The 22,181-nt window shown below is 53.4% G+C and carries 19 protein-coding genes; 7 read left to right on the forward strand and 12 right to left on the reverse strand.

The window, feature by feature from the left end:
* Positions 1-181: 181 nt before the first annotated feature.
* On the forward strand, positions 182-1,069 hold the full coding sequence (locus tag M891_RS0122255; RefSeq protein WP_016314289.1) for a carbohydrate ABC transporter permease: 888 nt from the start codon (positions 182-184) through the stop codon (positions 1,067-1,069).
* Entirely contained in the window at positions 1,069-1,899 is an 831-nt protein-coding gene (locus tag M891_RS0122260) for a carbohydrate ABC transporter permease (protein ID WP_016314290.1), read from the forward strand. The genes M891_RS0122255 and M891_RS0122260 overlap by 1 nt, the downstream gene beginning before the upstream one ends.
* Before the next feature lie 781 nt (positions 1,900-2,680).
* Here M891_RS0122260 and M891_RS0122265 read toward each other — a convergent pair.
* Both M891_RS0122265 and M891_RS0122270 read right to left on the reverse strand, forming a co-directional pair.
* A complete protein-coding gene (locus tag M891_RS0122265; protein ID WP_028540318.1) occupies positions 2,681-3,412 on the reverse strand; it encodes an AAA family ATPase in 732 nt (243 codons plus the stop codon).
* A 16-nt stretch (positions 3,413-3,428) separates the two neighbouring features.
* Positions 3,429-5,027, reverse strand: coding sequence for a glycoside hydrolase family 43 protein (locus tag M891_RS0122270; protein WP_028540319.1), 1,599 nt, complete (start codon positions 5,025-5,027; stop codon positions 3,429-3,431).
* 123 nt (positions 5,028-5,150) lie between these two features.
* On the opposite strand from M891_RS0122270, the gene M891_RS0122275 reads away from it, so the two are divergent.
* Entirely contained in the window at positions 5,151-6,191 is a 1,041-nt protein-coding gene (locus tag M891_RS0122275; RefSeq protein ID WP_028540320.1) for an LLM class flavin-dependent oxidoreductase, read from the forward strand.
* Here M891_RS0122275 and M891_RS0122280 read toward each other — a convergent pair.
* Together M891_RS0122280 and M891_RS0122285 are read right to left on the reverse strand one after the other, a co-directional pair.
* Positions 6,146-7,675, reverse strand: coding sequence for a response regulator transcription factor (locus tag M891_RS0122280; protein WP_028540321.1), 1,530 nt, complete (start codon positions 7,673-7,675; stop codon positions 6,146-6,148). The two genes, M891_RS0122275 and M891_RS0122280, sit on opposite strands and share 46 nt — an antisense overlap.
* A gap of 16 nt (positions 7,676-7,691) precedes the next feature.
* Positions 7,692-9,449, reverse strand: a complete 1,758-nt coding sequence (locus tag M891_RS0122285; RefSeq protein WP_028540322.1) for a sensor histidine kinase — start codon at positions 9,447-9,449, stop codon at positions 7,692-7,694.
* 205 nt (positions 9,450-9,654) lie between these two features.
* Here M891_RS0122285 and M891_RS0122290 point away from each other — a divergent pair, with 205 nt between their 5' ends.
* The 3 genes from M891_RS0122290 (at position 9,655) to M891_RS0122300 (ending at position 12,765) form a co-directional block, all read left to right on the forward strand.
* Positions 9,655-10,980 carry an ABC transporter substrate-binding protein gene (locus M891_RS0122290; RefSeq protein WP_028540323.1) on the forward strand — a complete coding sequence of 442 codons (1,326 nt, stop codon included), beginning with the start codon at positions 9,655-9,657 and terminating at the stop codon, positions 10,978-10,980.
* Positions 10,981-11,053: 73 nt separating this feature from the next.
* Complete coding sequence (locus tag M891_RS0122295) at positions 11,054-11,935, forward strand: carbohydrate ABC transporter permease (protein WP_028540324.1); 882 nt, start codon at positions 11,054-11,056, stop codon at positions 11,933-11,935.
* The gene (locus tag M891_RS0122300) at positions 11,935-12,765 is read left to right on the forward strand and encodes a carbohydrate ABC transporter permease (protein ID WP_016314298.1); all 831 of its coding nucleotides are present in this window, start codon (positions 11,935-11,937) and stop codon (positions 12,763-12,765) included. The genes M891_RS0122295 and M891_RS0122300 overlap by 1 nt, the downstream gene beginning before the upstream one ends.
* A 349-nt stretch (positions 12,766-13,114) precedes the next feature.
* On the opposite strand, the gene M891_RS0122305 is transcribed toward M891_RS0122300, so the two are convergent.
* From M891_RS0122305 to M891_RS0122340, 8 genes are all read right to left on the reverse strand, one after another.
* Positions 13,115-14,263 (reverse strand): glycosyl hydrolase family 8, encoded by a 1,149-nt coding sequence (locus tag M891_RS0122305; RefSeq protein ID WP_028540325.1) that lies wholly within the window; start codon positions 14,261-14,263, stop codon positions 13,115-13,117.
* A gap of 176 nt (positions 14,264-14,439) precedes the next feature.
* The gene (locus M891_RS0122310) at positions 14,440-15,174 is read right to left on the reverse strand and encodes an SIS domain-containing protein (RefSeq protein ID WP_028540326.1); all 735 of its coding nucleotides are present in this window, start codon (positions 15,172-15,174) and stop codon (positions 14,440-14,442) included.
* A 6-nt stretch (positions 15,175-15,180) separates the two neighbouring features.
* Positions 15,181-15,927, reverse strand: coding sequence for a creatininase family protein (locus M891_RS0122315; RefSeq protein ID WP_028540327.1), 747 nt, complete (start codon positions 15,925-15,927; stop codon positions 15,181-15,183).
* Between the two features lie 13 nt (positions 15,928-15,940).
* Positions 15,941-16,933, reverse strand: a complete 993-nt coding sequence (locus tag M891_RS0122320; RefSeq protein ID WP_028540328.1) for a phosphotriesterase family protein — start codon at positions 16,931-16,933, stop codon at positions 15,941-15,943.
* A gap of 48 nt (positions 16,934-16,981) precedes the next feature.
* Positions 16,982-18,280, reverse strand: coding sequence for a PTS ascorbate transporter subunit IIC (locus M891_RS0122325; RefSeq protein WP_028540329.1), 1,299 nt, complete (start codon positions 18,278-18,280; stop codon positions 16,982-16,984).
* 19 nt (positions 18,281-18,299) lie between these two features.
* A complete protein-coding gene (locus tag M891_RS0122330; RefSeq protein WP_009223591.1) occupies positions 18,300-18,563 on the reverse strand; it encodes a PTS sugar transporter subunit IIB in 264 nt (87 codons plus the stop codon).
* Between the two features lie 20 nt (positions 18,564-18,583).
* On the reverse strand, positions 18,584-19,039 hold the full coding sequence (locus tag M891_RS0122335; protein WP_028540330.1) for a PTS sugar transporter subunit IIA: 456 nt from the start codon (positions 19,037-19,039) through the stop codon (positions 18,584-18,586).
* A 23-nt stretch (positions 19,040-19,062) separates the two neighbouring features.
* Positions 19,063-21,222, reverse strand: a complete 2,160-nt coding sequence (locus tag M891_RS0122340) for a BglG family transcription antiterminator (protein ID WP_332258865.1) — start codon at positions 21,220-21,222, stop codon at positions 19,063-19,065.
* A 256-nt stretch (positions 21,223-21,478) separates the two neighbouring features.
* Between M891_RS0122340 and M891_RS0122350 the strand changes: the two genes are divergently transcribed.
* Positions 21,479-22,162, forward strand: a complete 684-nt coding sequence (locus M891_RS0122350; protein ID WP_028540333.1) for a GntR family transcriptional regulator — start codon at positions 21,479-21,481, stop codon at positions 22,160-22,162.
* Positions 22,163-22,181 lie beyond the last annotated feature (19 nt).

Below are 22,181 nucleotides of genomic sequence, written 5' to 3' on the forward strand. Positions count from 1 at the left end.
TCATTTCTAGTACCTCGGGCGAAAAAGCGAGTTCACCTTTTTACCCTTAACTGTTTTCTTAAATCCATTTTGACGGCATAACCGCTGTTTTATAATCATTATAGTCGAAAAAGCCCAAGTGTATAGGGGAGACGGTCACACCGCTGTTTATACCAATACGTCACGAAAAAGAGGTGCCATTATGTTCAAACTAGGGAGAAAACGGGGCGAGAAATTAGAGTTTGGCGTATTTACATTGCCGATTCTGATAGCTATCATCGCGGTCTTCTATTATCCGTTTGTCATGACAATCCGTTATTCCCTGACCAAGTGGAACGGGATATCCAAGCATCCGAAATTTATCGGACTGGACAATTTCAAACAAATTTTCATGGGTGACGCGAACTTCTCGCAGGCCGCCTGGTTTACGATTAAATACGCGATTCTTTATATCGTAATCATCAACGTGCTGGCGATTTTGCTGGCGTTGGTGCTGGATATGAAGCTGAAGACGACGAACTGGCTGAGAGCCGCTTTCTTTATTCCGTACATTCTCAGCTTGGTCATTGTCGGCTTTATCTGGAAGTTCATCTTTATGCAAGGCTTTGAGTCCCTTGGCGACAGCACCGGATGGGGCATATTTGATCTAAGCTGGCTGGGTGAACCTGGACTTGCCTTTGTTTCGATCCTGTTTGTCTCCATTTGGCAATCGATTGGTTTTTACATGGTGATTTACATTGCAGGTTTGCAATCGGTTCCAGATGACCTGAAGGAAGCAGCCACGGTGGACGGCGCAGGCCCAGTCCGCAGATTCTTTAACGTAACGCTGCCGTTGCTTGCTCCATCGATTACGATCTCCGTCTTTATGGCGTTGACCAACTCGATTAAAGTATTTGACGTCATCCTGTCCTTGACCGGCGGCGGCCCTGGCGGCACGACGTACAGTGTGGCGTACGACATTTACCGTGACACATTCCAGAACAACCTGTACGGCTATGGTACCGCGAAAGCGCTAATTCTGTTCGTCGCCGTGCTGATTATTACAGCGATTCAGCTAACGATCTTCAAACGCAGGGAGGTTGAGGCGTAATGAAAAAGAATACGGCAGGCCGCATCGTCCTGGAAATCGTGATGGTGCTACTCTCGATCCTGTTCCTGTATCCGTTGTTCCTGACGATCATCAACTCGCTGAAGAGCTTCTCCGAGGTCATGACCGATGTCATCGCCTTGCCGAAGAAACTCGCCTTCGAAAACTACAGCTATGTATGGGAGTTCATCAACTACCCGCGGCTGTTCCTGAATAATGCGGTCGTCACCATCCTCGGCTTGGCCGGGATCATATTAATCTCGTCCATCGCTGCGTACAAGCTGGCCCGTACGAAATCCAAAGCCAGCTCGATCATTTACTTTATCTGTATCATGCCGATGCTGATTCCGTTCCAATCGATCATGTTGACGGTGCTGCAAATGGCGAAGAACCTCCATCTCTCGGACAGCACGTGGGGACTTGGCATTCTGTACTGGGGCTTCGGCGCTCCGCTCGCCCTGTTCATCTACCACGGCTTCGTGAAGGGGATTCCGAAGGAAATCGATGAAAGCGCCACGATCGACGGTGCCTCCGGCTTCCGATTGTTCTTCAGCGTGATCTTCCCTCTGCTGAAATCGGTCACGACCACGATCATCATCATCGACGTGATGTGGATTTGGAACGACTTCCTGCTCCCATTGCTGATGGTCAACGGCTCGCCGGCAACCAAAACGCTGACGCTGGCCGCATACACCTTCGTTGGGCAATACACCTCCGACTGGCAATATGCAATGACCGCTATGGTCATGGCGGTGCTGCCTTCGATCATCGTCTTTATCTTCTTGCAAAAATACATCGTCAAAGGCGTTGTCGCCGGCGCGGTGAAAGGGTAATTATAAAACAGCCCCTGATCCTATGGATCGGGGGCTGTTTGCATGTTTAGACCATAACTGAAAAAGTGTCATGACATTTCCAGGTAACGTGCGTAGCTCCGGCTAACGCTTGCCACAGCGCTTATTAGGGCCAAAAACGGGGGATTTTATTTCTAACGCTTGCCAGCGAGCTTATTTGCGCCAAAAGGCCCCGTTTCGCGGGCCAAACCGGCAAATAAGCTCTCTCATAAGCGTTAGATTCTCATCACCCCCGTTTTTGGCCCAATAGCGTTTCTGGTAAGCGTTAGACCGCTGATTCGCTGTTGCTTTAGCTGTCTCGGCTGTCGTTACTGTTTGTTGCTGTTGTTGCCACTGCCACTGTCACTATCACTGCCACAGTCATTCCGGTTACTATTCCTGCAGTTCTTAAGTTGTTGTTCCGCATGTGACTCTAATGCCGCTAATTTAGTTACTCCGCGAGTTCCCTATTCTCAACGATTGACGTTGCCGTCGCGCAAGTTACTTTTAATGTTTATAGTTACTCCTAACTGCTTCAAATCCCACCGAGCAACGCGCACAGTTTCGGCTAACGCTTGCCACAGCGCTTATTGGGGCCAAAAACGGGGGATTTTATTTCTAACGCTTGCCAGCGAGCTTATTTGCGCCAAAAGGCCCTGTTTCGAGGCCCAAAGCGGCAAATAAGCTCTCTCATAAGCGTTAGATTCTCATCACCCCCGTTTTTGGCCCAATAGCGTTGCTGGCAAGCGTTAGACCGCTGATTCGCCATTGCGCCCTAGCTGCGCTAGGAGATGTCTTCGCCTTCGTCTTCATCCTCAAACAACGTGCGAAGGACACTGTTCCGGTTTTCGAGGAAGCGGCGCGTAATTTGGTAGTGATCCGTATCCTCGTAACGTATCTGCTCCAGCTGATCGCCATCAAAACTTAAGATGTCCGCGTCCGGATACCCCATCAGAATCGGTGAATGCGTGGCGATAATGAACTGGGCGCGATCCGATAAGTCATGGATAATCCGCATCAAGGACAACTGCCGGGCTGGAGACAGGGCCGCCTCCGGTTCGTCCAGCAGATAAATGCCCCGGCTGCCAAATCGATGCTTGAACAAGCTGAGGAACGACTCGCCATGCGATTGGCTGTGCAAGGACACCCCGCCGTAAGCCCGGGTTGCTGCAACATCATCGATATGCGAGGCAAACGAATAAAACGACTCCGCCCGCAAAAAGAAGCCATTCGTGACCTTCGGGTTCCAGGAGAGACGAAGGTAGTCTCCAAGCGCAGATTCCGATCGATCTACCTCGTAGACGTTGTTTCTCCCACCGCCAGCCGGATTAAACCCGCATTGGTAGGCGATCCCCTCCAGCAACGTGGATTTTCCCGAACCGTTCTCCCCAACAAAAAAGGTAACTGGACGGCGGAGATACAGCTTGTTCATCTTTCGAACTAACGGGAGCGAGAAAGGGTATGCGTGGAAGGAGGGCATCTTCTCTTTAAGCAGCGTGATCTCTCGTAAATACACCCTCTTACACCCCCTCTCATTTTGAGAATGAATCAAGCTCCTTATAAATAAAATAGTCGAAATCGGCAGGCTTGCGCATCCCGCTTAGATCCTGGGCGCAGACGCCAATAAAGGTGCCGGTGAAGCGCAATCTCTCCGCCGGATCGTCGGACATGTGGCTTACGTCAACGGCTTCGCCGACTGCATGCCAGGTCTCCCCGTCCAGGCTGTAGTAGAAGCTTGCCAGCTCGCGTTCGATAACGACCCGCAGCCAGCAGCGCGAAGCCCCTTCAATCGAGATATCTTCCGCAAGCAGTTCGTCGTAGACGCCGTATTTGGTCTGGATCAAATTCAGACTCTTGCCCTTCGTCTCATCTCGGGAGATCCGCAAATACACATGATCGTTCGTGTCGTAGAACACGGTCAGACCGGCCATCTGCTGGAACGTCTCCGGCTCGAACTCCACCACCGTCTCCGCCAGGCAATGGAACGATTGCTGCCGCCGCGCCACCAGGCTCTGCCGGAACAGCGAGTTCATCGATTCACGACCATACAAGCGCAGGAAGCCAGGACGTTCCCGCAATGTCAGCCAATCCTCCGTCGCTGGAACACGCAGCGTGCTCCAATGTACCCCCAGCGTCTCCGCCTCGAAATCGTCCCGTTCCGCCTCCGGTTCAAACGGGTGCGGCGGCAAGGCGGGAGCAGGCACCTTCACTTGCGGCTCATTCCCACCGGTTTCCAACCGGAACCAACCATCTTCGGTCCAGACCCCGCGCTGGATCGCCGTTTCTCGGCCAAGCGTGCAATAGATGTCCTTCGTCGGCCGCCCGGTCAGATGCACCATGTACCATTCCCCTGTCTGGGTCTCGACCAGCGAGGCATGTCCCGCCTTTTGCAGCTCCAAATGCGGTTTACCCGCCGAGGTGAGAATCGGATTGGTGGGGTCCACTTCATACGGTCCGTCAATCGTTCGAGATCGGGCCATCGTGACCGCATGTTCGTAATGCGTGCCGCCTTCCGCGGTCAGCAGGTAGTAGTAGCCATTTCTTTTATACAAATGCGGGCCTTCGGTTACTCTAAGGTCAGTGCCTAGGAAAATATTTTTCACCGGTCCCACCAGCTTCTGTTGCTTCGGATCGTATTCTTGAAGCACGATGCCAGCAAAGTGATTCTTCCCTTTCCGGTGATCCCACAGCATGTTTACCAGCCACTTGCGCCCGTCATCATCATGGAATAACGAAGGGTCGAAGCCGCTGCTGTTCAGATAGATCGGATCCGACCAAGGGCCGCGGATATCCGGAGCAGTAACGAGATAGTTGGGCGTATCCTTGAACGCGCCGTGGCGGCTTTTGACATCAGTGTAAATCAGGTAGAACAGCCCGTTATCATAGCTGAGGCAAGGGGCCCATATCCCGCAAGAGCCGGGGTTGCCCAGCATATCTAGCTGCGACACCCTCGTCAGCGGGTGGCCGATCAGCTGCCAGTGCACGAGATCTCGGGAATGATGAATTTGCACGCCCGGGAACCATTCGAAGGTAGAGGTCGCGATGTAGTAGTCATCCCCAACTCGCAAGATTGAAGGATCAGGGTTAAAGCCGCGTAAAATCGGATTCGTGATCATTGGACGTTCGCTCATAAGTTCCTCCTATAAAAACTGTTATCGAATTGGTTATTGTTTTTTCGCTCAACACTTCAAATTTCGATTATAATAGAAATTAGGCTTTTGTATCTCAATTCCTGCCTAAGGAGGCTAGATTTTATGCCTGATTCAAGTAAGACTAACGATTCATCCCATCGTTTATCCCATATTCCGGTCTCGATTCTCGACCTTGCGCCGATTACCGCCGGCAGCACGGCGGCCGAATCGCTGCGCAATTCGCTGGACCTGGCCCAGCATGCCGAGAACTGGGGCTATCACCGCTATTGGCTCGCAGAGCATCACGGCATGCCCGGCATTGCCAGCTCGGCGACCTCCGTCGTGATCGGACACATCGCCGGCGGTACGAAGAAGATCCGCGTTGGATCCGGCGGTATCATGCTGCCAAACCATGCGCCGCTTGTTATCGCGGAGCAGTTTGGCACGCTCGAGTCGCTGTACCCGGGGCGGATCGATCTCGGCCTGGGTCGGGCGCCCGGCTCCGACCCGCTGACTTCGCACGCGCTGCGCCGCGGGCCGGGCAGTGACGGGCAGGATTTTCCAGAGCGGCTCGCAGAGCTGCGGAATTATTTCCAGCCCGTCTCCGGTTCCTCGATGCGCGTGCGCGCCATTCCCGGCGAAGGCTTACACATCCCGATCTGGCTGCTCGGCTCCAGCGGCTTCAGCGCGCAGCTGTCCGCCCAGCTCGGTCTGCCGTTCGCCTTCGCCAGCCATTTCGCGCCGGATTACTTGCTCCCGGCGCTCAATTTATACCGCACGCACTTCCATCCGTCAGCGGAGCTGGCGAAGCCTTATGCGATGATCGGCGTGAACGTGATCGTCGCCGATACCGATGCGGAGGCCCGCCGCTTGGCGACCTCCCAGCACCAGCAGTTCTTGAACCTGATCCGCCGGCGAACCTCACAGCTTAGCCCGCCGGTGGATCATCTCGATTGGACGCCGCAGGAGCAAGCCGTGGTTGAACGCCAGCTCAGCTATTCGGCGATCGGCTCACCCGAGACAGTGCGAAACCGGCTGGAGCACCTGCTGGCCGAGACCGAAGCCGACGAAATCATCGTCGCTGCCCAGATCTACGACCACAAGGCCCGCTTGCGCTCTTACGAGCTGTTGTCCGGGTTGTTCGGAGGACAACGCTCCTTGTAATCCGAAGGGCTGCAGCCCGTGTACTCCTTAAACACTTTGGAGAAATAGTGCTGATCGCTGAATGACAAAGCATCAGACACCTCTTTAATTCGCATTTCCGGCTTGCAGGCAATCAGCCTGCAGGCCTCTTTGATTTTGAGGCCAGTATAATATTGCACGAAGGTGCTTTGGGCATACCTCTTCATGACTCGGCTGACATACGAGGGGCTGACGTGAAATTTCTGCGCCACATCGGCGAGCGAAAGATACGAGTACAGATTGAGCCTGACGTATTCCTCAATCTGCCGAAACAGCTCCTCACCGCTTTTTCGGTTCTGCGCCTGCAGCCATTCGAAGGATTGCTTCGTCCATTCCAACAAGTTCTCGCCAAACCTCTCAAAACAATCTGCATCAAGCAAACGACGTGAAGAAGTCTCGAGCTCCAGCCGATGTCCGGTCTCCTGATCGCCTCCCGCTTGTGAGAAAGCATCGGTCAAGAGTGCAACAAATCGTTCCAGCTCCGCAAACCGAATGTTGTCGCTCGACCATTTGACCAGCTGCTCGTTCAGCTTTAACAAGAACTGCTCCTTCCTCCGCCCCACGATAAGCTCGGTAAAGGCTGCGGCAGTTGCCCGATCCAGCTCAGAACCCTCCAGATGACCCAACGCATGGGGAATCTCTGTGTCTACCACGATGCCTTGATGAACCGGCTGCCGTTCGTCCAAAATGCCCGACATGCGGTGATACAGTTCAGGCAGGCGATCCGGGTCGCCGGACAGCAGCTGTCCGCCAATCGTTGCCGCGAGCCCCGCCGCCTCCAGCGTTTTGCGGACGGACTCCAGGCATTGATACACCGAGGAATAGGCGTCCGCCGCCGTTTTTTGCACCATAGCAAGAAATTGACCAGGCACCTGCGTCGGAAACACCCAGCAGAGCTGCGGAGCAAACATAGCATCCAGTCTGCGCTGAAGCTCCTCCGCATTCCAGAGCTCCCGCCCGCCGGCAAACGGCTGCCTCCGGATGAGGATCAAGAGCTTGCCGTAATAGCGGAATTGATCCCCGAGCTGCAAATCCGCATAAACCTCCGGAGCTACAATCTCCTGAAACAGCTCCGCTTCACTGGGGACCCGGCTGTGGAGACGCTCCAGCGCCCTTTCCATCACTTCCAACAACTGCTTGCGTTCGACGGGCTTAAGCAAATAGTCAAATACCTGCAAATTAATCGCCTTGCGCGTGTATTCGAAATCGTTGTATCCGCTGATCAAAATAAATAACAACTGCGGGCGGATCTGCTTCGCCTCTTCGATAAACGCGAGGCCGTCCAGCTTAGGCATGCGAATATCGGTCAACACCAGGTCTACCGGCTGCTGCCGGATGAGCTCCAACGCTTCCTCCCCGTTGGCGGCTGTAGCCGTCACCTGAAACGGGAGCTCCAGTGAACCTAGCAGCGTTCGTATATTGCGCAAGATCGGCTTGCTGTCTTCCACAATCATGACGTTGTACATGCTGTGCCCTCCTCGTTCAGTAGAAGTCCTTGGTGAGCGATCCGATGATCTGGACCGTGGCGCCCTTTTCCCCATCTGCATGGTTAAACAGATTGAAGAACAGCCGGTTCTGGTACATTAACTTCAGTCGGCCGACGCTGTTCACAATGCCCATGTTGCCGATCGAGGCGGGTCGTTCGTTCCCCTCTCCGGCAGCAGCTTCGCTCTTCCGCAGGTTGTCCATGATTTCATCGATCTTCCCGGGCGGGAACCCGTCTCCGTTATCCTTAATCTCCACGGCCCACAGCCCGTTGAACTGCTTCACCGTAATCTCGATCCGCCAAGGAGGGTCACAGTGAATGAACGCATGCTCGATACAGTTCTCCACGAAAGGCTGAAGCACCAACCGCGGCAACTGCACGTTCCGCGCCGATTCGTCCGCATGGATCTCCCATTCGAGATCGTCTTCGTATTTTTGTTGAACAAGCGACAAGTAGTGCCGGGTATGCTCGAGTTCGTCGGCTAAGGTGACGTGCACGTAAGGAGAGGATACGATGTAGCGTAAGCTGTCCGACAAATGCTTGCACATATCGGTGACGACGTCGGTCTTCCCCTCCTGGGCCGCGATGCTGATCAAATACAGTACGTTATGGATGAAATGCGGTGCAATTTGGGCCTGAAGCGCAGAGTTGCGCGCCTTGACCTCCTCATGCAGGGCGATCTTCTCCCGTTCAATCGATGCTTGCAGCCGTTCCATCAGATCCTGAAAAGCCTCGTTTAATAGAATTAAATCGTTATTTTGCGTAGGGTTGTCCCATTTGAGATTCATATTGCTATAGCTGATCCGCCAAATCTGGCTGCGCAGCTTCCGGATCGGCAACAACAGACTACGCGAAGAAAAATAAATATACACAAAAGATAACAGCATCAACGCCGTAATCAGCAAAATGGATAAATACTTGACCGAGTTGACGGGTCCCAGTACGTCTTGCTTCGGCGTCACTAGATAGGTTGTCCACCCGGTGCTTTCCGACCTGGCGTAAGCCACATAGTTCCCGTGATCGTCTACATGCACACCGTCAACTGAATGTGGCGTTGTCAACTCGGCATGTTCCTTCGGAATATCTCCAACCACCGGCTGGCCATTCTGATCCAGGATGTACACCTGGCCGCTGCCCACGCCTTGCGTGATCCTTTGCAGGTATGCATTATCCAACAAGATGCTCAGGTATCCGAATACCGTCCCGTTCTGATTATTGATCGATCGAATAAACGAAACGGCCCCTCCCTGACGTTCCAGAACATAACCGCTGCCGCTCCAGCTTCCGTCGATGAGACTCTTTTTCAGATAACCTTCGATCGAAGCCGCATCCCCTTGTAAACCAATATAGGACACGATTTTGCGTCCGGCCTTATCGTAAATCACCATGTCCTTAATATTCATTCTGGGGCCGATCGCCTGGAACATCAGATCCTTCAGCCTGCGGCTTTGATTCAGCCGTTCGAGGTTAGCGTCGGTTTGATAACCCCGCTCCAGAATCGTAAAGACATCCTTGCTGGACAAAATCCGCTGCGACATTTGGTTTTGACTGTCCACATAATCGTCGAGCTGCTGGCTCACCTTGGTCACTGCGGCCAGCTTGGCCTCCACCGTTTTCTCTTTCAACGGTTTGATGACGACCAGATTGACGTAGACGATAAAGCAACCCAATATAAACAGAAGCAGAGCTACAAAGGTTAAAAAGACTCTATTCTGCAAGCTCAGCTGACTTCTGCGGAGGAAGAAAGGTTTCATGACGTTGGCTTGGCCCCCTTTGGCTATGGCCATGTTGCATTAGGATGGTTTAACTGTACCACTTTGCTTCACGTCATGACAACGGTTACAAGTTCACAATTTTACACCTCATCTGTCACCCTCAGACATGTACCTGACACGCCTGGAAATCTATAATCAAGTTGCAAGCGCATTCAAAGACATATCAAACAAAGGGGGATTCGCCTTGAATCACGCACTTAAAAGAACGACTACCGCAGTCATCGCCGGTTTGCTGGCCTTATCGCTCGCAGCCTGCGGATCCGGAGGCGCCAAGTCCAACAACACCGCCCAAGACGGCAACAACAGCGGCGGCGCCAAGGGCGACAAAGTCACCATTGAGTTAGCGATCTCCAAAAGCTCGCAGGACTCCGCCTTCATCCAACAAGATATCCTCGACGAATTTGAGAAGCAGACGAACATCAAAGTCAATTTGCAGCTGATTCCAGCCGAGCAAACGACAACCGTCTTACAGACGAAGTTGGCCGTTGAAGAAACGCCGGACATTATTCAATACAATCTGGCCAGCGCAACCACGGACCTGAATCTGGAACGCAACTTTGAAATTCTGGATGACGAGCCTTGGGCCAGCCGGATTTTGAACAAAGACGTCCTGTCCGCATACGGGCACATCTACAGCTTCCATGTCAGCCAAGACACCGGGATGCAAGGCGTGGTCTATAACAAAGACATCTTTGACGAACTGGGTCTGTCCATTCCTAAGAACTTTGAAGAATTCCTGGCTGTCTGCGAGAAGATCAAAGCTAGCGGTGTCACTCCAGTATTTATGCCGTACAAGGACAACTGGGCCGCGAATATTTGGCCGGCCGCTGCGTTTGCCAACTTCGTAGCCAAGAGCGATCCGACCTTCTTCGACGATCTGAACAGCAATAAGAAAAAATGGTCCGACATCCCGGAATTCCAAACGTTCCTGCAGCAGCAGTATGACGTGTATAAGCAAGGCTACACCAACGCCGACGTCCTGAGTGACAGCTACGATATGGCGGTGGGGAAATTCCTGAACAAGGAAGTCGCCATGATGTTCATGGGAGACTGGCTGATCGAAGGCGTGCTGAAGCAGGATCCGAACATGCGCCTCGGCGTCTTCCCGATCCCTTCCGAGGAAGATGCCAGCCTGGGTGCCAGCCCGCTGGGCGGCCAGCTGTTCATTCCGAAGAAAGCGAAGCACTTGGCGGAAGCCAAAGAGTTCCTGAACTTCTTAGGCTCGAAAGAAATCGCCCAGAAAATCGTTGACTCCAAAGGGTACGTATCCAACCTGAATGACGTTACGACGCCGGAATTGCCGGACTACAAGCAAGAAATCGTCGATAACTACATCACGCCGAAGAAAACCGTCTTGACTACCGACGCCTACATGCTGGTTGACCGCAGCGAGCTGTACCGGCTGCTCCAAGACCAATTCGCCGGCGGCCTAACCCCGGAAGAGGTTCTGAAGGCTTGGGACGAGAAGTTCAGCCAACTGATGGCAGATAAAGAAATCCCCGGTTTCTAAATCGGAAGAATGGCAGGCAGCATAAGTCCCGTCCGGGGGTTATGCTGCCCCAGTCTATAGTGGGGTGGAGAACATGAAATCAAAAGCATCGGTCAAAAATCTATATTCCTATTATCTCGTATTACCGGCGTTACTCATTTACACGATCTTTTTTGTCATCCCGGCGTTTATGGGCTTTTATTATTCCTTTACCGATTGGCGGCTGGATCGCCTGACGATCAAATTCATCGGATGGGAGAACTTCCATAAGATCTTCTCCGATAAAACACTGCTCCTCGCGCTCAAAAATACCCTAATCTTCGCCGTCGTCACCGTGGTCGGGAAGAACCTGATCGGGATCGTCCTTGCGGTGGCTCTAAATATGCGGCTCAAGACGCGGAACTTGCTGCGGGCGATTTTTTATTCCCCGTCCATTCTGAGCATCCTGGTTATCGGGATCGTGTTTACCCCAATCTTGCGCACGGAAGGCGCGATCAACCGGATGTTCGATGCGGTGGGGTTGCACGCATTAAGCCAGGCTTGGCTCACCAATCCGCATATCGTTATTTGGACTATCGCTGTGATTTCGATTTGGCAGCATGCCGGTTTTCAAATGGCGATTTATTTGGCCGGATTGCAATCCATTTCCCAGGAGTACTACGAAGCGGCAACCATCGACGGGGCCGGATCCTGGAAAAAGTTCACGAATATCACGCTGCCGCTCCTGCTGCCAGCGATTAATATCAACCTGATGCTCACCCTCATCGGCGGGCTGAAGGTCTTCTCGGAGGTCTTCGTCCTGACCGGCGGGGGCCCGGGCAATGCTTCACAGGTCGTCGGCACGATCATCTTACGGTCCTTCGGCGAAGGAAGCTGGGGGCTGGGGACAGCCATCAATACACTGTTGTTCGTGGCAGTTACGATCATTGCCATCCCGCTGCTCATCTTCATGCGGCGTAAGGAGGTCACCGAATAATGGGATTTACACGCAAACTCGCCATTCGTAACTATATTGTCGAAGGCCTTCTGCTGCTGGCTTCATTGCTGATTCTTTTGCCGGTGTTAATCATGATCTTCGGTTCTTTTAAGACGAGCGCCGAAGTAATGGATTTCTCGATCAAACTGCCCGAAAAGTGGATGTTCTCCAACTACGTGCGCGTCTTTGAAGAAGGCGGGCTCGCCCGGTCGTTCTGGAACAGCGTGTTGATTACCGGTGTATCTTCGATCATCAACATCGTGGCTTCTTCGGCGGCCTCCTTTATTCTGGCGCGTCGCGAGACGAAACTCGCCAATACGCTGTACATGTTTTTCTTTATGGGCCTGATCGCCCCGATGTCGACAATTACAACCATCCGGATCGTGCAAGCGCTGGGCTTCTACGGCAGCATCACCAGCGTCATTCTGATTTACGCCTCGCTGAACACCGCCTTTAGCGTGTTCCTCTACAGCGGGTTCATCAAGACGATCCCGAAAGCGCTCGACGAGGTGGCGTTCCTGGAAGGGGCCAGCGTGCTCGGCGTATTCTTCCGGATCGTGACGCCGCTGATCCTGCCAGTGAATGCTACCGTTGCGATTATGGTGTTCATGTCGGTGTGGAACGACATCACGATTCCGCTCTACTTCCTGACCGACAGCTCGACCTGGACAATGCCGTTGTCGATCTACAATTTCTACGGCAAATACAGCCGGGAATGGAATCTTATTTTTGCCAACCTCGTGCTGACATCGTTGCCGGTATTTATCCTCTATCTGTTCGGCCAAAAATACATCGTCAGCGGCCTCACCGCCGGCGCGGTGAAGGGCTGATTGCAGCGGATGCACATCAATGAAGTGAGCCTGGGAGGAATTCCGGGCTCGCTTTTTTGGGGCAAAGGCCGCGTCTGAGTTAAACGAGCCGGCGACTTGGCAACTTGGTGGCTCCCTGCTGTAACGGACCGTAATGACGTTAATCCACGATTTCCCGACGATTTCCCGGTTTAACGGACACTCCAGCCCTTATTTGCCATTTCGCTATGGTACTAGGCAACGATTAGCCCAAATAACGTCTTCTCAGTCCGTTAGAACTCGATTCCCCACGAATCAACGGAACTAAGAGCACTGGAGTCCGTTAGATCAACGGCCCTCAACCCTTCCAGCTGCCGCTCCCGATTCAGCCTTACGCCTCACCCCTCGGCATCCATATCCGGTAGTTCCCGCTCAACGCCAACAGCGCAAACAAATAGAGGCAGTTGTCGTAGTAGCGGCGCTTTCCGGTGCGGACGGGAGTGTTCCAGAACAAATCAACGCAGGCCTTAGCTTGGGGGCCGTCGGCCGCCAGTGAGGCCATCGCGTTGGTTGCCAACAACCCAACCGGATGCAAAGCCGGTTCCTCAAATGGCTCGCCCGAGATCGTGTAGCGGCGGTAGTCCTCCGGCTCTTTATCAGCGAAAAACGCCTGAATCTTGCCCACCGCCTCCCGTTGCCAAGGATCGGCGGCAAACCATTCCCAATCGAGGCCAAGATTCGCCGCGACTCGATACGCATCGCTGAAGAAGTGGCCGTACCCCCGTTCGTTATTTGGCGTTCCATCATAATATGCATACTCCGGAGCAAGGCCGGTAACCGGGTGGCAAGCCAGGTGCAGATATTGCCGACTCGCCTCAGCCGCTTCCTTCCAGAACGCTCGATCCTCCGGGTAGGCCCACAGCGCAAACAGCTCATAGAAATGAGGAAGATGATAGGAAGGATCAGTAAACTCACAGTTTGGAACAAACTTGATCAGCTTGTTGTCCGGATTCCACATCGGATAACCTGTTCCGTCCTCCCCCTTGTGGAGGCAGGTGCGCAGTAAATCCCGAGCCTGGGTGCCGTAATTGAACGGCGCTTCCCGATCGCCCCAGCGATGGGACGCAAACAGCAGCGCCAGCGCAAAATACTCCTCGCCATCCGGCGCCGGCCCATTGGATAGACGCTTGCCGTCCGGTGCACAGGACCAGGCGAAGTACCCGGCGTTATCCCCTTCGGTCATATACATATAGGTTACTGTCCATTTCCAGATCCGATCGAACACATCCTGGCGGTCGTATTGAACGGCCATCATCATCCCGTAGGACATCCCCTCCGTTCGTACGTCCAGGTTGCCGGTATCCAGCATATAGCCCATATCTTCGCCGGAAGGGTAATAAATACGCGCCTCTTCGTCTCCTTCAAATAACTGCTTCCATGTCTCATCCAATCGGCGCTGAATCGCCTCTTCCCCGTAACCGTATTCAGCCAGCAGGTTCCGGTACGTTCCTGTGTAGTAAGCCCCTTGATGCTCCTTCATTCCTTCGCCTCCTTCTCGAGTACAGCTGGTCTTATCGTGATTTCAACGTTAAGGTAACACGGTCCCCAGTACATTTCCATGTGCATTTCGCGCTTCTATTTATCCAAATCAATCCATCACGACAAAAATCCGCACAGCCAAGGCCGGATCATGCCAACCTTCACTGTGCGGTTCAATTAGGACAATAAAGAGATCCGATCGCGGTATCGAGCGATCAATTGCCTGTTTCGCTCATCCGCCCCGTCGATATTTCCACTTAAGAATACAGGAGGCTCATAACCCTGATCGGTCATCATCACGATCGCCTCGGCAAAGATACCGTTCAGAATAACAGCTCCGATCACCGTTGACGTCGGTGCGAACGGTACCGGCACTCCCGGATAGGTCAGCACCGCATCTCCCTTCACCGCATGATTATCAATCACCAAGTCGACGGCATCATATAAATGTTTCCCGCTCACATGCCGAGACGGCTGGCTCTGCGAATACTGGAGCGAGGTGATGCCAATCGTGTAAGCCCCCTTCGCCTTCGCGATTTGGACGACATCCACCGGCACCGGGTTCCTGCCGGAGGTCGATAACACGATCATCACCTCTCCCGGACGAATGTCCTGATTGTGCATAAACGACGCAGCCAGCCCGTTCTGCCGTTCCAGCTCTGAGGAGCGAACGGCACCTTCATGCAGCATCAACGGTTCGACCAAAATGGGATGAATCGGTGCCAGTCCTCCCGCGCGATAGAACACTTCCTCGGTGAGAATGTGGGAGTGTCCGCATCCAAACAAGTGGATCACGCCTCCCTGCATGATCGTTTCCGCCGTCTTCCGAGCCGCCTGTCTAATGCGCTCTGCTTCCCGTTCCTCGATCTGGTCGAGGCTGCGACGGATCTGCTCCACATACTCATGCAGCATCATAGATCACGTCTCCTTCCCGTTTGGCAAACGTTGCTTAGCCCCTTCAATCATAGCGGCCATCGCATTCAAGGCGGCTTCGATGATCTGTTCGCCCTTTTCTTTGGTCGCGAGCTTCGCATCGCCGAGAACCGCGGTGGACGTAAATTCCTCCCAGGGCGTTGGCGTGCAATCCGCTTCCAGCCCAATGTGAGGAATATCCGTTACGGCTTTATCCATATCGACATACTCTCCCGCCAAATAGAGCATGTAGGAGGTCTCCAGCTCACAGGCATGGAAGTAGGATGCGTGGGACGCCGGCGTTTCCCTCACCTGCTCAATCACCTGTTTCGTTCCCGGATAGAAGAAATAGTAGACCTTCAATTCGGGAATGTCCTTATAAAGCAGGCGCGCAGCCTCCTTCAGCGCTACGGCGTTACCGAGATGTCCGTTCAGCATGACATAGATTCGCAGGCCTTGTCGGTATAAACTCTCCCCGATGTCGTACAGCATCCGGATCAGCGCCTCATTGGAGACGTTAATGCTGCCAGGGAAGTTCTGCAGGCTCCACACTTGGCCGTACGGTAACGTGGGGAGCACCAAGCTTTCCGTCCGTTCAGCCAACCGGAGCGCCAACCGCTCGGCCAGCAGGTTATCCGTGCCAAGCGGCAGGTGGGGGCCATGGGCCTCCACCGCACCGATCGGCAGGATTGCGCAGGGCATGCGCTTGATTTTTTCCGCAATGTCACAGGCATTTTCGTATTGAAAGATCAATCACCACGCCCCCTCATCGCTTGAAGCTAAAGCAGTTCGCCGGATTTTCCACAAAAAATTGATGCACCAGCTGCTGCCCGTCAAATCCCGCCTGTTCCGCTTCGGCCACAAACCGTGGAACCCATTTAGCAATAATGTACTCCAGTCCCAACCCATAATCGTAATGCTTGTAATACGATTTCCGGGCGGTATCTCCGCTGATGAGGATCTGATTGGCGTAGCCTTTGCGGACGAGCTCGAGGATCAGCCCGATTCGGGTGCTCTCCGGGCCGTACTTGATCTTGCCGATGCCGTCGAAGGAGAGATAAGCCCCGGTCTTGGCAATTTGCTCATGATAATAAGGATCTGGATTGCGATCCATGTGACCCAGGCTGACAAAGTGAAGATCAACCCGCTCGCTGCGAAGCAGCTCAAGTTGTTCCAAGCCCATCGTCCCAACCTCGGTATGGGAGTGGATCGGAGCCTTGGTTTCGTGATGGGCCCTGGCAACCGCCCGCAGCGTTTTCTCCTCCAGCGGCGTAATCCGTTTATACCCCGTCCCGAATTTCACCTGGCCTGCTTTGAAGGGTGTACCTTCTAAGCCTTCCTCAACCTCGCGAATCACGAATTCGGCTAATTCGTTGATGCTCTTCGCTTCAATCCATTCGTAATACGTGTCGTAATTGCCGATGATCGGCTTCAGTTCATCCTTGATCTGGGCATCCCAAAGGAAGCTCTTGTTAAACCCGGCGGTCCCAATAACGCGCACCCCGGTTTCCTTCATGATGTCAACTACCGCCTGCACATCTCGACCGTAATCAATCGCCGTTGCGTCGACGATCGCCTCCCCGCCATGCCGCTTAAAATCAAACACGTCACGTTTGGATTTCTCCGGATCATCCAGCAGCAAATCGTCTTCCCCGCGCTCCGACCAGTAGGCAGGCCGACAGACGAGATGTTCATGCGAATAAGTAAACCCTAGCTGATCTTTGGGGATATCCCCGTCCAGCGTACGTATGAAGCTCATCTCGGCGTCCCCCCAAGCTGATTTGTAACCTTCCGATGGATCACATCCTTAGAACAGGAGCTGCGACAGCAAGCGAATGATCGGTCCGAGGATGAACATATCCGTATCGGCTGCCCACATGGCTGTGTCCGGCACCGTCGTGGAAATCAGATAACGAACCATGATGAATTGGCCCCAAGCCACGATCGTTGCGGTGATGAAACCACCCAACAATGCCCCTCTGACCCCGCCGGTGGAGTTCCCGAATACCCCGGCCGTCGCCCCGTGGAAGAACAACACGATCATCGTTGGGACGAAAATGTACGCCACCGTGTTCCCCAGCACAACCAGCCAGATTAACGCCCCGACGAAGGCGCCAAGGAAACCGAGAATCACTGCATTGGGTGCATATGGATAAACCACCGGGCAATCGAGCGCCGGTTTTGCACCCGGGACGAGCTTGGTCGCAATCCCGTTAAATGCCGGAACGAGCTCCCCGATAAACATCCGGACCCCAAGCAGGACGATGGCAATCCCGCCTGCAAAGGTCAGCGATTGAACGATCGAATAAATAATGAAGTTTTGATCTCCGGACTGGGCCACCAAGTTCTGCGCTTCCGGCGTTCCTTTGAGCATGAGCACAACCGCGCCTACGAAGAACAACAAGCCCATGCACAACGCCGTAATGACGTTAGAATCGCGAAGAAACTCCAGCCCCTTCGGCACCTTGATTTTTTCAGTATCATTCTCTTTGTTCCCTAACCATTTCCCTAAGAGCGCCCCGAGCAGACCGGCTGCTGCCGACGTATGCCCCAGTGCGATATTGTCATTCCCCGTAATTTTGCGCATGAATGGCTGAGTCAGTGCGGGCTGGAAGGTCCAGTAAACCCCCAGGATGATCGCGATGAACAGAATCAGCCCCCACCGTGGAACCGAATCTCCGGCCGTATGAATCACGATTCCGGTAAAAATGGTGGACGTCCAGAACATCATGTGTCCGGTCAAGTAAATGTACTTGAACTTCGTGAACCGAGCCAACAGCACGTTAATCAGAAAACCAAGCAGCATCGCCATCGTCACGGAGCCGCCAAACTGCGCATTAAAGGTCTCCTGACCAAGGAAGTTCGACAGGCTTTCCGACTCCAGCCCGAACACTTCTTTCCACATGGGCTCGAATACGTTCAATGCCCCAACGATGACGCCGGAACCGGCGGAGATGATGAGGAACCCAATCACCGCCTTAAATGTGCCGCTGATCACTTGACTGGTCGATTTCTTTTGCAGCAGTAAACCCAATAAAACGATGAAGCCAAGAAGAATTGCCGGTGTCCCAAAGATGTTGTTGGATATCCAGAATAAAACATCCATTGTCCCTTCCTCCTTCTTTTTACATAGCTTCTTTCAGGTTTTGCCGAATCTCCTCTAAGTCAAAGTAATTGTTGACAATGATGATTTGTGCCGAATGGTCAGGCAGGCTTCGAGCCAGCTCATTGTTCGTAATAATATAATCTGCCGGCATACTTGAGGCCGAAGAGACATCCATATGATCCACCTCAGCCTGGATCCCCATCTCCCTTAGCACCGTTTCCACATTCATGCGTAAAATCAAGCTGGTTCCTTGTCCTAAACCGCAAACGCAGATGATCTTCATGGAGATTCCTCCTGTGTTGGTTATTCTCCCTGCTCGATATTTGAGGATTGGATCAATCCCTCGATATCCTCAGGGGTTCTCGCTGCTTTCAACGCCTCAATATTCGTGGGTTCATTGAGTAAAGTGGTTAATCTGCGTAACAGATCGATATGCTCCGAGCTTGACGAGGAGCCTAGGGCGAACACGAGCTCGACGGGATCATTCTCGGGATGTCCAAAGGCCACGGGCTGCTTCAGCCGGATGAAGGAAACCGAGGCTTCATGAACACCGGATTCCGCTTTGGCATGAGGGATTGCAATGTGCGGAGCGACCACGATATAGGGCCCCTGTTCTTGAAAAGCCGTCAGCATCGCTTCCACGTAGCTGTCCTCAGCCGCCCCGATCTCAACTAATAACTGCCCGGCAGCGCGAATCGCCTCCTGCGCGTCCTTCGCTTCAACATCCAGCGAGATCAGACTTGTATCCAGAAAACGCATCGATAATCCTCCTTAAATATCCGTCAAGCATCAGAATAATGTTGGAATAAATGCATCATTTCGGCTTTGTCGTCCGTGCTCCCCAGAACGTAACGGTTCCTCTCTTCCATCAAGAGATTCGCCAACTGGGTGAGCGCCCTTAAGTGGAACTGTCCATCGATGCCAACCACGACGAATAGCAGATTGACGAGGTGATTCGGCTGATCACTGAAGGGAACTCCATCTCGAATAACTAGCAAGGATATGGAGGCCCGAACCGCCCCGTCCTCGGGCCTGGCATGCGCGATCGCAACCCCCGGCGTGGCAATTATGTAGGGCCCGTATCGATCGATGTAAGCGATCATCGCTTGTACGTAACCGTCAGTTATAGTTCCTTCCTGCAGCAACGGCTGGGCTGCAAGCCGGATTGCTTCACGCCATCCCAAGGCCTGTTCCCGAATCGTAATGCGTGAAGGATTTAACAGATCAGCAAGTGTTGGCTTATTCTCCTTCGATTTAGTCGGCTGGACTTTAGTTGATGACAGATACCGCTGGATATCCCTTAGCAGCGCCTCTCGATCGGGAATGGCGACGTGTTGGCTCACCAAATCCACAATTTCCTGCGCCGCAGGAAAGGCAGAGCTGCCCTCAGCCACCCCCAGATAAGGGTTCACCCGACTTAGCAAATGCGTCTTCTCGGCGTCGCTCATTACCGCGTTCAAGATAAACACCGGAACCTGACAACCCGACAAGGGAACCGTAGAGAAGATCAGGTCGACGGGATCCGTGAATTTCTCGAATTCTCGCAGGGACAGCACTGCCACTAAATCCAGGGAGGGGAAGAGTTGCTCCAGCTGATTTTTAAGCAGCCTTGAAGCCGAAACTCCGTTTACACAAACGACAGCAGCTCGTTTCCGATGCTCCGTTTTCGCTTGCTCCCTTTTGAGCCAGCCCCCAAAATGCATCGTCAGATAGGCGATCTCATGACGGCCTAACGGCTTCTCGAATAACCGCTCCAGCGGGGAAGCGGACTTTTGAGTCAGCTCGTACACTTCCCGGTACTCTTCTAGGATTTTGTCCGTCAGCGGATTATCGATGGTGAGTCCATATTTGATGCGATAAAACATCGATTTGACGTGAAGGAACAACTGCTTAACCAAAGCCTCCCGGTTCTGAAAATAGACGCAGCCGTTCTTAGCGAACAGGTCAATAACCTCCTCTGTCGCTGCACGCAGTCGCTTCGTCTCCCAAGTGTCGGATTCCACCTCGACTCGATTCACTTTGGCCGCCAGCAAATAAATCGCCAAGTACCCGATCTCGTCTTCCGGTACGCGAAGGTCAAACCGTTCCCCAAGCTCATCAGCGATTTGCGTCGCCGCCTTGAACTGGAGCGTTTCGCGTAAGGCCGCCTTCTCTTCTTCCTCCAGCTGTACCGTTCGCCCTTGCTTCATGCGGTTGGCGGACAACCAAATGCGCAGGGTCAAATGCAGAATCGTCTCATCTGTCCATTCCATGCCAATCCGCTGCTCGGTGGAGACGATGATCCGGTATACGGAGGCCAGCTCCTCCTCCCGGAACGCTGGGAAGTGGCGCCGGAATAAATCCGTGTGAATGAGGCCGTCAAAGGCAGGAGACGAAGGATTCCAGTCAGCATACGACAGCTGCTCGAACAAGAAGCGAGACAAGATCGCCCGAATGTCTTTCTCATTCCCTTGAATAAAATAGCCCTGTTTCCGGTCGAACTGGATGCTTAGCGCATAATCTTCCAGCTCTTTCTTCAGACGCTTGAGCTCCGCATGGGCGGTTCCCCAGCTAACCTGAAGCAAAGCCTCCATATCATGCAAGAACAGGGGGGTACTCCGGTTGACGAGTCTCAGGCAAAGCAAGGCCTTTCGCTCACCGCTGGATAGATAGTATTGCTGCGGCTGTACGGATTGGGCCATGCTCGGAAGCTGGGATCTCGATGCTTCGGGGAGCAAGAAGCCTCGGCCTCGTACATATTGCACGGGAGCCAGCCCGCCTTGGCGAAGCCAGTGATTGATTTTGTCCATGTCGTAGTAAATCGTCCGCTTGGAGACATGGAAGACATCCATCAATTCTTGCACTGAGAGGTAGCCTGGGGTCTGTTGAACCAGGGCAAGGATCGAAGAACTTCGCTCGTCAAGGATGTTCCACCACCCACTTTCATCGATAGGTACTTCTATCCTATTAAATTGGGATTCAGGGGTATTCCTACCTCAACCGCGCAATTGTTGTATTTTTGAAGTTTGCAAATTTATACGGTAGAAAATATGCGGGTAAATCAATTTTGCCTCTTGCTAACCAGCAAGTTCCATACTACCATACAAGTATGGCAGTTAAATGGATCTGGGAAGAGCACCAAAGCAGAGAATGGACATTAGGCAAGATGGAACGAGAACAAATGCTAGAGCAGGGCTCCGGCCCAAAGGAGGTGAATGGATGAGCGACAAATGGCTGACACAGACGGGTTCGGCGGGTAACGCCGTATATGCCAAGCTGAAGGAACAGATCGTCACGCTGGAGCTGCCTCCGGGGACTACACTGTCTGAAAAAGAGATGTCGTTAGCCTTTCAGGTGAGCCGCACCCCGGTGCGGGAGAGCTTCGTACGGCTGGCGCAGGAAGGGCTGGTGGTGGTCCTGCCGCAGCGCGGCACGCGGGTATCGCTAATCGACCCCGAGCTCGTGGAGGAAGCGCGGTTTATGCGGGAGCAGTTGGAGCGTGCCGTGATCCGGCTCGCCTGCGAACAGTTCCCGGAAGCGTTGTTGACCGAGCTGGCCGACAACTTGGCCCGTCAGCAGGACAGCATCCGTCGGCACGACAATCACGCGATGTTTGCGCTGGACGAGGAGTTCCACCGCATTCTATTTGCGGGCTGCCGCAAGCTGGGTACCTGGGACGTCATCCAGCAGATGAACGCCCACCTCAATCGGACGCGAGTGCTTTGGCTGACAACCGATCCGCATTGGGAGAATCTCTACGAGCAGCACCAAGACATGTATGAGGCGATTGTTGCCCGCGACGCCCATCGGGCCGACCTGCTGATGATGGAGCATTTGCAGCTCAGCATCTCCAATTTACCGGTGTTGCAGGAGCGGTATCCGGACTATTTTAAGCAAAGCTAACATCCAGCTCTCCCCCAAA

The organism is Paenibacillus sp. J14 (assembly GCF_000518465.1).
In the GTDB taxonomy this organism is placed as follows: domain Bacteria; phylum Bacillota; class Bacilli; order Paenibacillales; family Paenibacillaceae; genus Fontibacillus; species Fontibacillus barengoltzii.

Bases quoted from the DNA above. Each gene is read 5' to 3' on its own strand.
- M891_RS0122330 (WP_009223591.1), bottom strand. From the start codon at position 18,563: ATGAAGATCATCTGCGTTTGCGGTTTAGGACAAGGAACCAGCTTGATT.
- M891_RS0122335 (WP_028540330.1), bottom strand. From the start codon at position 19,039: ATGCGTTTTCTGGATACAAGTCTGATCTCGCTGGATGTTGAAGCGAAG.
- M891_RS0122275 (WP_028540320.1), top strand. From the start codon at position 5,151: ATGCCTGATTCAAGTAAGACTAACGATTCATCCCATCGTTTATCCCAT.
- M891_RS0122320 (WP_028540328.1), bottom strand. From the start codon at position 16,933: ATGAGCTTCATACGTACGCTGGACGGGGATATCCCCAAAGATCAGCTA.
- M891_RS0122255 (WP_016314289.1), top strand. From the start codon at position 182: ATGTTCAAACTAGGGAGAAAACGGGGCGAGAAATTAGAGTTTGGCGTA.
- M891_RS0122270 (WP_028540319.1), bottom strand. From the start codon at position 5,027: ATGAGCGAACGTCCAATGATCACGAATCCGATTTTACGCGGCTTTAAC.
- M891_RS0122300 (WP_016314298.1), top strand. From the start codon at position 11,935: ATGGGATTTACACGCAAACTCGCCATTCGTAACTATATTGTCGAAGGC.
- M891_RS0122350 (WP_028540333.1), top strand. From the start codon at position 21,479: ATGAGCGACAAATGGCTGACACAGACGGGTTCGGCGGGTAACGCCGTA.
- M891_RS0122295 (WP_028540324.1), top strand. From the start codon at position 11,054: ATGAAATCAAAAGCATCGGTCAAAAATCTATATTCCTATTATCTCGTA.
- M891_RS0122325 (WP_028540329.1), bottom strand. From the start codon at position 18,280: ATGGATGTTTTATTCTGGATATCCAACAACATCTTTGGGACACCGGCA.
- M891_RS0122305 (WP_028540325.1), bottom strand. From the start codon at position 14,263: ATGAAGGAGCATCAAGGGGCTTACTACACAGGAACGTACCGGAACCTG.
- M891_RS0122285 (WP_028540322.1), bottom strand. From the start codon at position 9,449: ATGAAACCTTTCTTCCTCCGCAGAAGTCAGCTGAGCTTGCAGAATAGA.
- M891_RS0122280 (WP_028540321.1), bottom strand. From the start codon at position 7,675: ATGTACAACGTCATGATTGTGGAAGACAGCAAGCCGATCTTGCGCAAT.
- M891_RS0122260 (WP_016314290.1), top strand. From the start codon at position 1,069: ATGAAAAAGAATACGGCAGGCCGCATCGTCCTGGAAATCGTGATGGTG.
- M891_RS0122310 (WP_028540326.1), bottom strand. From the start codon at position 15,174: ATGCTGCATGAGTATGTGGAGCAGATCCGTCGCAGCCTCGACCAGATC.